Origin of the sequence: Sphingomonas turrisvirgatae, assembly GCF_001721295.1 — a bacterium.
In the GTDB taxonomy this organism is placed as follows: Bacteria; Pseudomonadota; Alphaproteobacteria; order Sphingomonadales; family Sphingomonadaceae; genus Sphingomonas; species Sphingomonas turrisvirgatae.
In genome coordinates this window covers 74,097-87,815 of sequence record NZ_MDDS01000035.1, presented here as the reverse complement: position 1 = coordinate 87,815, position 13,719 = coordinate 74,097, and the positions used below count along the sequence as shown (strand labels likewise).

Below are 13,719 nucleotides of genomic sequence, written 5' to 3'. Positions count from 1 at the left end.
CTATGATGCGCACAATCGAGAGGGTGAAGGATCACTGGCGCCTGGCGGTGCTCGGCCTGTGTTGTGTCGCAGGCATGCTGGCCGGCGTGTCGGATGTCGGCGTCGGTCTCGAGCGTGCCCTGCGGGCGACTGCTTGGCAGATCCGCAACCAGCCGGCGAGCGGTCGGCTCCACATCATCGAGATCGACGCGCGTAGTATCACCGCCATCAATCGGTGGCCTTGGCCGCGCAGCAACTACGCATCCGCGATTGACCAGCTTCGCCGCGCCGGCGTCGCCTTGATCGCCTTCGACGTGGACTTCTCGGCGCTGTCGACACCGGCCGAAGATGCGGCGTTCGCCGCCGCGCTCGACCGCGCGGGCGGCGAGGTGGTGCTGCCGACCTTCCGCCAGCCGCTCGGCGGCGGCCGGGCAGGTTGGAGCGACTCGCTGCCGATCCCGTCGCTGCGACAGCATTCGACACTTGCCGCCGTCAGCATCCTGCCGGACCGCGACGGCTATGTTCGCCGTGCCCCGATCGGCGTCATTACGAATGGGCTGCCGCGCCCCTCACTTTCCGCGAGCATCGCGGGCGCGAACGGCAGTGCCGGCGATGACTTTCCGATCGACTTCTCGATCGATCCTGGCAGCATCCCGCGTCACAGTTTCATCGACATCCGCGACGGGCGTTTCGACGCGGCGGCGCTTGCCGGCAAGCAGGTGGTGATCGGCGCGACTGCGGTTGAACTGGGGGATCGCTATGCCGTGCCGAACCACGGCGTCATACCCGGCGTCGTGATCCAGGCGCTCGCTGCGGAGACGCTCGCGACTGGCAAGCCGCGCGAGGCCGGCTGGCAATTGCCGCTGCTGCTCGCCGTGCTGCTAGGATGGGCAATCCTAAGCGCTGAAAGCCGATCACGGTTTGTGCTTGCCGCCGGCGCTTCGCCGATGATCCTGTTCGGTGCGGCGATCGTCAGCAACGCGGCATTGAACATCGTCTTTCCACTGATCCCGGCCATGTGCGTCATCGCCGCGGCCACGATCGGGGCGACGGTGATCCGCTTGCTCCGCGCCGCCAAGCGCCGGCGCGCGCATGATCCAGAGACCGGACTGCCCAACCGGTTCGCGCTGCGCGAGGCGCTGCGAAGCTACGCCGGCGCGGGCGTGGTCGCCGCTCGTCTGAGCGAGTTCGACAAGCTCGCCGCCAGCTTGGGCGCGGATGGCACCGTGGAGCTTATCCGCCGCGTGCGCGACCGGATTGCGGTGGTGAGCGACGGCACGACCATCTATCGGGTCGAGGATCGCGCGCTGGCCTGGCGCTGCTATGACGCTGCGCAACTTGAAGCCCGGCTAGCCACACTGCGTGCGCTTATGCTTTCCCCGGTCGAGGTTGTGGGCCGGCGCGTCGACGTGGCGCTCGCCATCGGCTTTGCAGAAGAAGCTGCGGGGAATCCACCAGCCCAAGTTGTGGCGCATGCGGCGTTGGCCGCGGACCGCGCCCTGTCGGAAGGCCGCAACTGGCATGCCCATGATACCGCCGACGAGGACGCGACCGACCGCGACGTATCGTTGCTCGGCGAACTGGATGAAGCGATCGGCAAGGGTGAGATCCGCGTCGTCTACCAGCCCAAGCTCGACCTCAAGAAGAACCGCATCGTTAGCGTCGAGGCGTTGGTGCGCTGGCACCATGGCACGCGGGGATTCCTGTCGCCCGACTTGTTTATCCCACTGGCCGAGCGCGGCGGGCGGATCGATGGCCTCACGCTGTACGTCGTTGAGCGCACGATCGCCGACCTTCTGCAATGGCAGCGCGTCGGCCGACCGATTACCGGCGCGGTCAACATCTCGGCCAAGCTGCTGGGGTCAGACAGTTTCACCCAAGCACTTGTCAAGCTGGTGCGGTGCAGCGGCATCCAACCGCAGCTGCTGACATTTGAGGTCACCGAGTCCGCCGCAATGACCGATCCCGAAGCGGCAGCGTCAGCGCTGCACACCTTTCGAGCATTGGGCGTCTCAATCTCGATGGACGATTATGGCACCGGTCAGTCCACGCTCAGTTACCTCAAGAGACTGCCGCTCAACGAACTGAAGATCGACCGCAGCTTCGTCCAGTTCGCGCATCAGAATCGGGCCGATGGCGTGTTGGTGCGATCGACCATCGACCTCGCGCACGAACTCGGGCTGAAGGTAGTGGCCGAAGGCGTTGAGCACGAGGACTGCCTGGCCTTCCTGCGTAACAGCGGCTGTGACCTGGTTCAGGGCTATCTGATCAGCCGGCCGGTGCCGGCTGCGGAATTGTCTTCCTTGCTCGACAAAGGGGTATCACAAGCCGCTTAAACGAAGGGGGACTTGTCGCATTAGCTCGATGGATCCTCCTCAGCAAATCCGATAGCTAACTCGCACGTCGGCTGCGCACGGGCTAGCCCTTCTAATAAGCGTCGAGGTACCGGGAGCGCTCCAATGGAGGTTGCCACGATGCATCCAGGCATCAAACGTCCAGCTGACGTTAGTCTCGGAAGAGGATTTGCGATGAGCGCTCCGAGCCAATTGTCCGCTTACTCGTGATGACGTCTGAAACCGGTTAGTCCGCTACCGGCCCACTATCGATCTGTCAGCTGCTGCGGAAGCGGACCGGCGACAACGCGCCCTATTAGCAGCCGTTAGTTGCATCGACGCCTCCGCCTGTTAGCGGACTGGCCGCTTCCAGGCGATCAAGGTCGCCAGATCTCCGCTGTTGGGTGGAAGGCTGTCGCGTGCTCGATCTCAATGGGACCCCACTGCTTTCACGTCGCTCATGCCGTTTGCTCCTCAAGAACGGCCTCCGCCGAGATCGTAAGTCGTGCGGCTGGAGCTCTGCAGGCCAGGTATCCCGAAGTCAGGATAGTCGCGCCAGCAATTGCGGATCCGGCGAGAACATCGACGATATAGTGGCCGCCGATCGGAACAGCGGCGATCCACATCAGGGCATTGATGCTGCCAATTGGCACCCTCAGCAGCCGAACAGGCCAAACGCCCCAGATGAACAAGATTGCCATCGCGGCGTGAAAGCTGGGAAACGTGATGATGCCACCGAGGTCTTGTAGGTCAAGAACGGTGAGCGACCCGTCTCGCAGGGAGGAAATGATGCCACCGTAATGCTGAGCATTTTCTGGAAGCTGTGCGCCAGCTTGGTAGAATGCAAACGCAGCGCGCGCCGGAAGGAAGAAGAAGATAGCGACGGTCGCCACAAGGGCGAGTCCGTAAGCGAGAAGGAATCGATGCAGCCGCTCGATCTCGTTCGTCCGCCAGAGTGCGGCAAACAAAATAAAGGGCATGACAAAGCAAGCTGAATAGGCTGAATCCAGAACGCTAAACAGCCATCCGTGCCGGTGAACCTCGCTCCAGACAGACGGCCAGCTAAAGCCCATCGATTGGTCCCATCGATGCAGCAGGGTATCGGCGTAACCACTCGAATGACGCATCGCCAAATAGCTCAGGACGGCACCAAGCGTGCTCATCACCATGAACAGCAGCAATCCTTCCAGCGCTAAAAGCGATCGGGCGTTCGTGCCGGTGCGTGACGGAACCACGACGACGCAACCGACCGCAAGAAGCGCGACCGCAACGACCAAGGTGTGTGACCCGCGCGTTAAGCTCAGGCCTGAAAGGTAGCACATCAAGAAGGCGATTGCGGCCGCACCTGCCGTGCCGCACCAAAGGAGATGGCGTAGCTTTTCGGAACCGCTGGACATTGCAGGATGATAGCGGAACTTCGTTAAGGATCCCTCTTTTGCGGGGAAACCAGCGTCTATATCGGGGGCGCTTGCGGCCTCGGACGGCAAGTTGAGCATCAACGGCTCGCGCGTAGAAGCTGCCGCGTAAGGCAGGTCGGACGCAAGGTCGGACTCTGCGGAATTTGCGCCGCCTTTACGCTGCAGCAACCTATTCCCGATACGATTGGATATCGAAGCGTCCGGGGCGGGGAAGAATGAACGACCAGCTGATTGCAGCGGTTTGGGCTGTGGTGTCCCTCACGATCATGGGCGTTCTGTTCTGGATCATCAGCCTGAGGTTGCCGAAACCCGAAGGAAAGAACGAGAACCTTCGCAATTTTCACTGTGTGCACTCGCCCTCGTTGATCAACAGGGAATTCAAGTGCGAGGTCTTCTACCCGCCGATTTCGATGCTGATCACGGAGCCGCTCGTCTTCTTCAGCATCATCGCATTTCTATCCGTCGGCGAGGATCACCTGCCCTTCCAGATCTTCGCCCACCATGTCGTCAGCCTCCCGCTGCTCGTCCAGATCTTTCTCGGCCTGCTGGCCATCGACATTTCGCTTTGGATCCGCCACGCCTTCGTTCACAAATACTTCTGGTCGTTCCACGCCGTCCATCACAGCGCCAGAGAGGTGAGCTGGATCACCACCCACCGTCTTCACCCGCTCGACAATTTCGTCATGAGCCTGATGAATTTCGCCGTGCTGTACGTGATCGGCTTTTCCGCCGAGGGCATGGCGGCGGCGATGGTAATCAAGAACTTGAACAACTACTTCGTGCACAGCAACATCGTCTTGGACTATCCCAAGCCGTGGAAGTACATCTTTGTCAGCCCGAACATGCATCGCTGGCATCATGCGCTTGAACCGGAAGCCCATGACAAAAATTTCTGCGTGATCTTTGCGTTTGTCGACCACCTATTGGGGACCTACTACGTGCCGGATAAGGCACTGCCGAAGGGATATGGCTGCAATCAGCCCGAGCTTGACGACATCGAACGCAAAACGATTCTGAGCGAACTATGCATCCCGTTCAAGCTTAGCCGTCCGGCCGTCACGCCTGACCCGGTTACGTCGCCAACCCTTGAGTCTGGCGAAACCGGAATTGCCCTGAACTAGGTCCTAGCGAGGGCGCGCTCTGCCAGAGACCAGCGCCCGAAACGGGGTCGTTAGCAGCCTAGCCGCTTGTGGATCGGCCTGTCAGCGCCGGAACGGCGAATGATGGGTGGAAAGCTGCCCGACTGTTCCTTCTAGCGCACTAGGCATCGCTGAGACGCCCCTGCTTCTTCCGCACTACCTCTACTCGCATTCCGCCTGAAATACCTGCTCAACCATCATATTAAGCAGCGGATGTTTCGTAGTGTAATATTGCTTTAGCGAGCCAGTATTTGCGTTCAACGTTGTCCCGCCTACAGCCCCCAACGATTGTCCCAGACCATTTTGCGCCTGCGAGCCAGCAGTGAAGCTATAGATGCTGCCGGACTTTCGGGCTTTAAGCTCACCGTTAGTGAGCAGATCGGAGCCCGTAATTCGGATATTGCCATTGGGTAGAATACGTAGACGGAAATTGTCAGACCTTTGATTTACCTCGCGCTGGTATGTGCCCGTGAAGGCGCTTTTGGTCCAAAAATAGGCTTCGCAATAAAAGTCCGTTTGCGCTTGAGCCACGCTATGCGGGGGAGCGTTCGCCACGCACAGCGACAGGCCCAGAATAAGCGACGCTCGCTTAAGAAAAATACGCACAGTCAGTTGCCCTCCAAAAAATCCTGCCAAGTTTGGCGGCCCGAGGTGGGGCTGTAAAGATGATCAAATTGTCCAAGACGACGCGTAAGCGTCCGCAAAAGGGTCGGGAGCCGACAGGCAAGTTACAGCTCGCATCTAGTCGAATTCGCGTTCCGCTCTTTGGCCTATGATGGCCTTGGAGAAGAACGATGGGACACTCACAATATGATCCGGCGATGCAAAGCCGGCCTGCATGGAACGCTGGAAAGACGGTCGGCACCAAGCGCCCGCTGACCCAAAAGCAGATTTGGGCGGTGCGCTTCTTCCTAGATCGGGAGGGCCGCCTCCGCGATCGAGCGCTGTTCGACTTGGCGATCGACAGTAAGCTGCGCGGCTGTGACCTAGTGAAGATCAAGATCGGCGATATTGTTTCCGGTGCCGACATCCGCACCAGAGCGATCATCATTCAGCAGAAAACTGGGAAGCCGGTCCAGTTCGAGCTGACAGCTGACGTACGAGCGAGCCTGCTCACATGGCTCCAGCTCCGCGGCGGCACGGTGCATGACTATGCCTTCCCAAGCCGTGTGGATCATGCCGCCCACCACAGTACGAGGCAGTATGCGCGGCTGGTCGACGAGTGGGTCGATGCCGTAGGACTGCGACGCGCTGAGTACGGCACGCATTCGCTCCGTCGCACAAAGGCTTCTATGATCTACAAGGCAACCGGTAACCTGCGGGCGATCCAGATCCTGCTCGGCCACACGAAGATCGAGAATACCGTGCGATATCTGGGCGTCGATATCGAGGACGCACTTATCCTCGCCGAACGCACTGAGATATGAGGTAGGCGGCCCATCGAGCCATCGATGGGTCGCTTCCAAGCCGGGCGGCTATGCGCCTCAAGCACAGTCATAGCCCCGCCAGCTGTCGAACTCTAAAGCCGCCGCTCGCTTTTTTGGCTTTGAAGGAGTGAAATGGTCTAGATCTCGAAACTCAGGCGCCTAGATGCTCATAGATAAAGTCGGACCGGAGGGGCATGCTTTGGAGGCCATGTGTCGATGGCTTGGAACCGTGTTCCCGTTCAGTCATTGCTCGACCCATGGTGGACAAGGTCAAGAGCGTCGGCGACATTCTCGATCGCATCGATGATATCGCAAGAAGTGAGGAAAAGGTCTGCCTCGGCCGGATGGTCGAGGCGCTTGGCAACAGAAGCTACGGCCCGTTTCTGCTGATCCCGGCTCTCATCGACGTAACGCCGGTTGGCAGCATCCCAGGCCTGCCTACGTTGCTGGGAGCCGTGATCGTTCTTGTGTCCGCGCAGATCCTGTTCGGAAGAAAGCATCTGTGGCTACCTGGCTTCCTTTCCAGGCGCGGCTTGTCGGCCGAGAAGGCATGCAAGGCGACGCACAAGCTCCGCGGCGTAGCTCGTTTCCTCGATCGTTGGTTTCACGGACGATATCCCCGTCTAACGCAAGGCATGTTCGTGAAACTGGCGGCGGCCTGTTGCATCATCCTTGCACTGACCGTGCCGCCGCTCGAGCTCCTGCCCTTTGCCACCACGGCCCCGATGGCCGCGATCGCTGCCTTTGGGCTTGCACTCCTGGTTCGCGACGGTCTGCTGATGATCATCGCCCTGCTGCTGGCGGCAGCAGCATTTGCACTCGGCGTCGGGCTGCTGGGAAGCGCCGGCAATTCAAAGTGATCGCAGGGTGATGATCGGTGATGTTTCCTGACGGATGCCGGTCATCAAGAGCGCCATGGCGCGCCCATTGCCTCGACGGTCCCTGCCGTCGCCAGCACCGGTTCGCCGGGGCTGAGCAGATCGGCGACGAGCAGCAGCACAAGGTGAACAGAACGGTGCCGAAGATGTCACACCACGGCGAGAGCAGCCGACGCAGCGCATCCACATGGCCGCTTTCGCGGGCAGCATCGGATTGCGAGGTCATGACGACGATCAGCGCGCCTCTGGCGCTGCGCCGCCGTGACCAATAGCGCTGGCGTGAAGACCAGCGAAGGGAGCGCTGCCGTTCCTCGCCTCGCGCATGATCTCGTTCACACAAGCAGTGCCGGCAGCCCCTGCCACAGGATCGCAACGCCACTAACGCCCAGCCCCAATAGCGCGATCGTCCGCACCCAGCGATCCATACCCGTGTCAGTATCGATCCGTCGCACATGAAGCGCCAACAACCCAATGGCGCCGAAACAGGCGAGTGTAATCAGCAGCGTCAGGATGCGGGCGAGGGGCGTCGTCAGGAAGACGCTTGCGACGATGTAGAGCGTGAAAAAGTGCACCGCCCAGATGACCAGGCCACCAAGCAGGAGTGCCCAGGTCCGCACCGCTCACCCGCCGACAGCGCGGGTCAGAACCGCGGTCAATGCGCCCTGACCGGCGGTGTAGATCACCCACAGCACGCACAGGTCGAGGCTGTTGTTGCGCGGCCGAACGATCATGCCGCGGCTGTTGCGGGCAGAGATATAGCTCGCCATCAGCAGGCTGATCGTTGCCAGCATCGCTTCAAGGCTGAGCAGTGCGTAGACGGTGGCACCTTGTCCGCTTGCTTCCGGCCGTAAGCCCGAAGCAATCCAGCTCCACAGATCGGCGCCGATGCCGATGGCGAGCGCGATTGCGCCGCACAGGAACAGTACGCCCGGGGTCCAGTGCTCCGTCGCCTCGCGCGCCAACATGTATCTTGCGAGCCATGCGAGGCCCGCAGCAGCGCCATAGGCCGGCAGAATGATCGCGAGCGACCAGAGGTCAGCGGGCGCAACCCAGAAGCGCGGCTGGACGCCATAGAGATAGAAGAAGCTGAACACGCCCATCACGAAGATCATGCCAACGACGATCAGCAGGATCACCATCGCCCACCAGCCATGGCTGCGCGGACCGGTGACATAGGTCGGCAGGCGGATGCCCGCTCCGACGTCGACCTCTGGCTCCTTCACAAGTCTATCAGTGTCCCATAACCAGCGAAGCACGCAGACTACCGCCAGGATGCCGCAGGCGAAGGAGGGCATATAAGCCTGGATGGTCAGCAGGATGAAGAAGCCGGCGGTGAACACAGCGGCGAGGAATGGCCATACCGAGGGGCCGGGCATGATTTGCAGATATTGCGGTTCGGCGCGGACCGGGCTGGTGACAAGCGTTTCCCGCAGCCCGGTGGCGGAGCCTGGCAGGAAGTAGCGACCCGCCTTGACGTCCTTCGCCAGGTGCGGGTCGTCCCAGACCGGTTCGCGGCTTTTCACCACGGGAATGCTGCGCGCCGAATAGAGCCCGGTCGGCAACCATTCGAGCGTGCCGCCTCCATAGACGTTCCCTGCGTCATTGTCCGTCGTGAAGCGGAAGTTGCGCGCAACATCGATCAAGAACGCCGAAATGCCGGCGGCGAGCATGAACGCACCGACGGTCGAGATCATATTGATGACTTCCCATTCGCGGCCAGGCAGATAGGTGTAGATGCGGCGCGGCATGCCCATCAGGCCCACCAGGTGCATCGGCCAGAAGGTCACCTGCATGCCCGTAAACATCAGCCAGAAGGCCCATTTGCCGAGCCGTTCGGACAACGCCCGGCTGCTGATCATCGGCGTCCAATAATAGAAGGCGGCGAACATCGGAAACACCATGCCGCCGATCAGCACATAGTGGAGATGCGCGACGATGAAGTAGCTGTCGTGCGCCTGCCAATCGAACGGCACCATCGCCACCATCACCCCAGTGAGGCCTCCGATCACGAAGGTGACGATGCCACCCAGCAGGAACAAGGTCGGCACGTTGTAGCGCGGCTTACCGACGGCGAAGGTCGCGATCCACGAGAAGATCTGAATGCCGGCGGGCACGCTTACCGCCATGCTCGCGGCCGAGAAGAAGCCGATCGACAGGTTCGGCATGCCGGTGGTGAACATATGGTGGGCCCACACGCCGAAGCTGATGAACCCGGTGGCAAGGAACGCGAGCACGATGAGATAGTGCCCGACGAGCGGCGTGCGCGTCATCGTCGCCACCATCATCGACACGAGGCCGGATGCGGGCAGGAAGATGATGTAGACCTCCGGATGCCCGAAGAACCAGAACAGATGCTGCCACAACAATGCGTCGCCCCCGCGCGTGGGGTCGAAGAACGGCCAGTTGAACGCGCGCTCAAGCTCGAGCAGCAGCGTGCCGAGGATCACCGACGGAAAGGCGATGATGATCATCACGCCCAGCACCAGCATCGCCCAGGCGTAGATCGGCATCTTGTCCAGCGTCATGCCCGGCGCGCGGGTACGCAGCACGCCGACGATGATCTCGATTGCCCCGGCGATGGCGCTGATCTCGATGAACCCGATGCCGAGCAGCCAGAAATCGGCGTTGATCCCCGGCGAATAGGTGATGCTGGTATAGGGCGGGTACATGAACCACCCGCCATCCGGCGCAAGGCCGAAGAACAAGGAGGCGAAGAAGCAAAGCCCGCCCACGAAATAGGCCCAGAAGGCATAGGCGGACAGGCGCGGAAAGGGCAGGTCGCGCGCCGCCAGCATCTGCGGCAGCAGCAGCACGCCGATCGCCTCGACCATCGGCACGGCGAACAGGAACATCATCACCGTGCCGTGCATGGTGAAGAACTGGTTGTACGTTTCCTGCGGCAGGATGCCCTGAAGCGGCAGGGCGAGCTGCACGCGCATCACCAGCGCCAGAATGCCGGCAAGCAGGAAGAACAGAAATGCCGCGGCGACGTAGAAGAAGCCGATATAATTGTTGTTCACTGCAGTCAGCAGCTGCCACCCCTTGGGCGCGCACCAGATCCGTTCCAGCTCCTTCAGCTCACTTTCGGGGCGTTCGCCAGCGGTGGGAAAGCGATCGTAGAGCGCGGGATCGAAGCCGGTTTCCGACTTCATCGCTGCGCCTCAAGATAGGCGGCGAGCGCCTGCAACTCGGCGGCGGACAGCGTCTTGTAAGGCGGCATGCGGTTGCCCGGCTTGATCGATTGGCTGTCGCCGATCCAACCCATCATCGTGCCACGATTGTTGGGCAGGATGCCCGCGCCGAGCGAGCGGCGAGAGCCGACATGCGTCAGGTCCGGGCCAGCCATGCCATTGGCTTCGGTGCCCGCGATACGATGGCAGGCCGCGCAGCCGGTGGAGTGGAATAGCTGCCGCCCGCGCGCGTCGGGAGCCGGGCGGCGTGCGCGTCGCGTGGCCATCAACCGATCGAATGCCGCCGGCTCGTGCGCGATCACCACGAACCCCATCAGCGCATGTGGGCCGCCGCAATATTCGGCGCACTGTCCGGCGAACACGCCGGGCGCGTCAGCCTGGATCGGCAGCGTGTTGCGGCGGCCCGGCACCATATCGAGCTTGCCCGACAATTGCGGCACCCAGAAGCTGTGGATCACGTCGTTCGATTCGAGCTCGAGCAGCACCGGGCGCCCGGCCGGGATATGCAGTTCGTTTGCGTCGAGCATGAAGGGGCGTCCGGACCGATCGAGATAGGCGACGCGCCACCACCACATCTCGCCGGTGATGCGCACTCGCATCGCATCCTGCGGCACGGGGGCGGTCAAGTTGCGGGTGAGGGTGAGCCCGTAGACCAGCAACGCGGTGAGCACGACCACCGGAAATCCGATCCCGCCGATCCAGATCGCGCGCGTGCCGCCGAGCCTTGCCTTGAGCTGTCCGCTGCCGCGCAACGCGATCCACAGCGCGGAGATCACGACGCCAAGCACCGCCACGAACATCGCGATCAGCACCCAGGTGAGCGTCGTGATCGAGCCGGCATAAGGACCCGCTGGGTCAAAGACGGGAAAGATCGAGCCGTTCGTCATCTCAGCGCTTGCCCGAAGCGTAGAGATAGGCCGCGACATCGCGCGCCTCGCCCCGCGTCAGCGGCATCGAGGGCATGGTCGTGCCGGGCAAGGTCGCCGGCGCATCGCGTACATAGGCGGCGAGCAGGTCGGGCCGGTTCGGCAGCCGCCCCGCAATCAGCCCCTGGTCGGCGAAGCCTTCGAGCGAAGGACCAATTTGTCCCTGCGGCCAGCGCAAGCCTGGAATGACATGACACGCGCCGCAGCCGGCGCGCACGATCGCCTGCTTGCCGCGAACTGGATCCGCTTGCGGCATATGCTGAGCCTCGTCTGGCGGCGGCTTGCATGCTGCGGTCAGCAGCAGCGGCAGCAAGGCGCGGACCCTGTGCAATCATCCCCCTTCCGACATGCCGTCAGCGTTTCACCTCCGGAACCGTTGCGGGGCTGCAGCGGTTCCCTGCATGATGGATTTCCGTTCGAAATCGGCCCTTGCCTTGCTGGCTGCCGGCCTTTCCGCCTGCGGCTCGGTCGAGCGCGGGGCGGCGGACCAGTTCACCGCCACGGGCGAACTGATCGCGCTGAGCGGCGGGGATGCCGGGGCGCCGAACGCATGTGTGACCTGTCATGGGCTGCGGGGAGAAGGCAATGGCGCGGGCGCCCCACGGCTCGCGGCCCTCGACCGCGGCTACATGACCGCGCAGCTCGAAGCCTATGCTAGCGGTCGTCGCCGCCATCCCGAAATGGCATCGATCGCGCAGAAGTTGACGGCAGTTCAGCAGGATGCGGTGTCAGCTTACTACGCCGCGCGGCCCTCCGCTGCGAACGCTGCACGGCCCGTCGGCACCGTCGAAGCGATCACGCTTTATCATCGCGGTGACCCTGCCCGGAGCCTTGCCCCCTGTGCCGACTGCCACGGTGCGCAGGGCGAAGGTGCCGGCCCGGCCAACCCGCCGCTTGGCAGTCAACCCGCCGCCTATCTGGCCGAGCAGTTGGAACAGTGGCGTCGAGGTGCCAGGCGCAACGATCCGCAAGGCGTGATGCTGCGCATCAGCCAAGCGCTGTCTCGTCGCGAAGCTGCGGCTCTCGCGGCTTATGCTGCGTCGCTACCCGGGGATCCTCGGCGTCTGGAACCTCCGGCAACATCCCACGCAGCACGTCGTGACGATCCCAGAAATGGTGCTTCAACGCCGCGCCGACATGCAGCGGAATGACAAGCAGCAGGGTGACCACGAGGATCAGGTGAATATCCTCGGCCAAGTCCATGATCCGCCAGCGCGTCGTCAGGGGCAGCTGGTCGAATGGCAATTGCGGCCAAGGCACCACACCGGCGAGGTATAGCGGCCCCGGCTCGGCGATCGAAGACCACATGGCCCAGCCGGAAAGCGGCAGCCCGAAAAAGGCGATGTAGAACACATAATGCATGGCGTAGGCGATCTTGGTCTGCCAGCCTTGCGTGTCGGCGTCGTTCTCGGGGCCGGGGATCATCATTCGCCAGCCAAAGCGCGCGATCGCCAGCAGCAGGATCGGCAATCCGACCGCACTATGCACTTCATAGGCATGCAGCTTGTCGCCGCCGGCCGGCAGCCAGCTCGAATAGTAGCCCCAGCCGATCTGGAACATGACGAGGAACGCCATGATCCAGTGGAAGGCGATCCCTACGGGCGAGTAGCGGCTGCGCTCGGTGTGGGTCCGCGCCCATTTGCGCAACGCACCGATCATGCCGGGCGGGACGTCGCAGCCTGCTCGGCCGAGAACCAGCGCGCCAGCATGGTCAGCGCTGCCGCAAGGTAGAGACCGGCGCCGGGCGCCCACATGATCAGCCCGGCTAGCTGCTGATCCTCGAGCGGGCTCAATCCCCAGGCGAGCGGCGCCACCGCGTGCGGCGCATAGAATGGCGTGGCGGAGAAGGTGAGCAACGCGCCGAGCAGGCCCATCTGCACCATCGTCGCGAGCAGGGCGAAGATCGCGCCGGTGGGCGGCGCCGCGCGCACCGCACGCCAGAGCGCAAGCGCGGTTAGCAACAGGCTGGCCTGCATAAGCCAATAGACGGCGTGGCTGGACAATGCCGCTTCATAGGCGGGCGGCGCGTGCCACAGCCAGAAGGTGGCGGCATGCGCGCCAGCCCACAAACCCCAGCCACCCGGTACGTGCCGGGCGGGCAATGTCGCGGCAAGCAGCGGAGCGGCAAGCGCCGTTAGTGCCAGATGATGTAGGGTCCGGGCGGAGAACAGGGCTGAAGTCAGTGCGCAGAAGGGCGAGACAAACAGCAGGAACAGCAGGGTCATTGCCAGCACCGAGCGCCATCGGGTGGCGGGTAAGGCAGCGCTGAAGCGGAACCCCAACAACGTCGCAATGGTCAGCGCGCCGAGCAGGAGCGGCTCGAAATTCCAGCGCGCGGCAAGCTCCGCCGGCAGTGGGGCGGCGCCGCAATAGGGTATCCAGACGGCGCTTTCGCCCAATGTTCGACGCCCCTCCTAGAAATCTGCCT

12 protein-coding genes and 1 pseudogene are annotated in these 13,719 nt (G+C 62.6%); 5 read left to right on the top strand and 8 right to left on the bottom strand.

Annotated elements, in window-relative coordinates; translation table 11 throughout:
- The first annotated feature begins 5 nt into the window (after positions 1-5).
- Positions 6-2,315, top strand: coding sequence for an EAL domain-containing protein (locus BFL28_RS13160; protein ID WP_173655751.1), 2,310 nt, complete (start codon positions 6-8; stop codon positions 2,313-2,315).
- A gap of 455 nt (positions 2,316-2,770) precedes the next feature.
- On the opposite strand, the gene BFL28_RS13155 is transcribed toward BFL28_RS13160, so the two are convergent.
- A complete protein-coding gene (locus BFL28_RS13155) occupies positions 2,771-3,898 on the bottom strand; it encodes a phosphatase PAP2 family protein (RefSeq protein ID WP_079247134.1) in 1,128 nt (375 codons plus the stop codon).
- Between the two features lie 47 nt (positions 3,899-3,945).
- Between BFL28_RS13155 and BFL28_RS13150 the strand changes: the two genes are divergently transcribed.
- Positions 3,946-4,851, top strand: a complete 906-nt coding sequence (locus BFL28_RS13150) for a sterol desaturase family protein (protein ID WP_069320998.1) — start codon at positions 3,946-3,948, stop codon at positions 4,849-4,851.
- A 180-nt stretch (positions 4,852-5,031) separates the two neighbouring features.
- On the opposite strand, the gene BFL28_RS20760 is transcribed toward BFL28_RS13150, so the two are convergent.
- Positions 5,032-5,505: a hypothetical protein gene (locus BFL28_RS20760; protein WP_173655750.1), complete on the bottom strand. Its 474-nt coding sequence runs from the start codon at positions 5,503-5,505 to the stop codon at positions 5,032-5,034.
- Between the two features lie 158 nt (positions 5,506-5,663).
- Here BFL28_RS20760 and BFL28_RS13145 point away from each other — a divergent pair, with 158 nt between their 5' ends.
- Both BFL28_RS13145 and BFL28_RS13140 read left to right on the top strand, forming a co-directional pair.
- Entirely contained in the window at positions 5,664-6,296 is a 633-nt protein-coding gene (locus BFL28_RS13145; RefSeq protein WP_069320997.1) for a tyrosine-type recombinase/integrase, read from the top strand.
- 257 nt (positions 6,297-6,553) lie between these two features.
- Entirely contained in the window at positions 6,554-7,156 is a 603-nt protein-coding gene (locus BFL28_RS13140; protein ID WP_069320996.1) for an exopolysaccharide biosynthesis protein, read from the top strand.
- 350 nt (positions 7,157-7,506) lie between these two features.
- Here the strand turns inward: BFL28_RS13140 and BFL28_RS13135 are convergent, their stop codons facing one another.
- The 4 genes from BFL28_RS13135 to BFL28_RS13120 are packed head-to-tail and all read right to left on the bottom strand — an operon-like array spanning position 7,507 to position 11,622.
- Positions 7,507-7,791: a hypothetical protein gene (locus tag BFL28_RS13135; RefSeq protein ID WP_069320995.1), complete on the bottom strand. Its 285-nt coding sequence runs from the start codon at positions 7,789-7,791 to the stop codon at positions 7,507-7,509.
- A gap of 3 nt (positions 7,792-7,794) precedes the next feature.
- Positions 7,795-10,326: a cbb3-type cytochrome c oxidase subunit I gene (locus BFL28_RS13130; RefSeq protein WP_069320994.1), complete on the bottom strand. Its 2,532-nt coding sequence runs from the start codon at positions 10,324-10,326 to the stop codon at positions 7,795-7,797.
- Positions 10,323-11,252 carry a cytochrome c oxidase subunit II gene (coxB, locus tag BFL28_RS13125; protein WP_069320993.1) on the bottom strand — a complete coding sequence of 310 codons (930 nt, stop codon included), beginning with the start codon at positions 11,250-11,252 and terminating at the stop codon, positions 10,323-10,325. Before coxB ends, BFL28_RS13130 begins: the two co-directional genes overlap by 4 nt.
- Position 11,253: 1 nt before the next feature.
- Entirely contained in the window at positions 11,254-11,622 is a 369-nt protein-coding gene (locus BFL28_RS13120; RefSeq protein ID WP_069320992.1) for a c-type cytochrome, read from the bottom strand.
- Between the two features lie 16 nt (positions 11,623-11,638).
- Here BFL28_RS13120 and BFL28_RS21875 point away from each other — a divergent pair.
- Positions 11,639-12,277 (top strand): annotated as a pseudogene (locus tag BFL28_RS21875) (c-type cytochrome); the annotation flags it as partial.
- A gap of 1 nt (position 12,278) precedes the next feature.
- Here the strand turns inward: BFL28_RS21875 and BFL28_RS21530 are convergent.
- On the bottom strand, positions 12,279-12,950 hold the full coding sequence (locus BFL28_RS21530; RefSeq protein ID WP_069320989.1) for a cytochrome b: 672 nt from the start codon (positions 12,948-12,950) through the stop codon (positions 12,279-12,281).
- Entirely contained in the window at positions 12,947-13,690 is a 744-nt protein-coding gene (locus BFL28_RS13100; RefSeq protein ID WP_079247132.1) for a cytochrome c oxidase assembly protein, read from the bottom strand. Before BFL28_RS13100 ends, BFL28_RS21530 begins: the two co-directional genes overlap by 4 nt.
- Between the last annotated feature and the right edge of the window lie 29 nt (positions 13,691-13,719).

Coding starts and splice junctions, on each gene's coding strand:
- BFL28_RS13160 (WP_173655751.1), top strand. CDS start 6: ATGCGCACAATCGAGAGGGTGAAGGATCACTGGCGCCTGGCGGTGCTC.
- BFL28_RS13150 (WP_069320998.1), top strand. CDS start 3,946: ATGAACGACCAGCTGATTGCAGCGGTTTGGGCTGTGGTGTCCCTCACG.
- BFL28_RS13145 (WP_069320997.1), top strand. CDS start 5,664: ATGGGACACTCACAATATGATCCGGCGATGCAAAGCCGGCCTGCATGG.
- BFL28_RS13140 (WP_069320996.1), top strand. CDS start 6,554: ATGGTGGACAAGGTCAAGAGCGTCGGCGACATTCTCGATCGCATCGAT.
- BFL28_RS13130 (WP_069320994.1), bottom strand. CDS start 10,326: ATGAAGTCGGAAACCGGCTTCGATCCCGCGCTCTACGATCGCTTTCCC.
- coxB (WP_069320993.1), bottom strand. CDS start 11,252: ATGACGAACGGCTCGATCTTTCCCGTCTTTGACCCAGCGGGTCCTTAT.
- BFL28_RS21530 (WP_069320989.1), bottom strand. CDS start 12,950: ATGATCGGTGCGTTGCGCAAATGGGCGCGGACCCACACCGAGCGCAGC.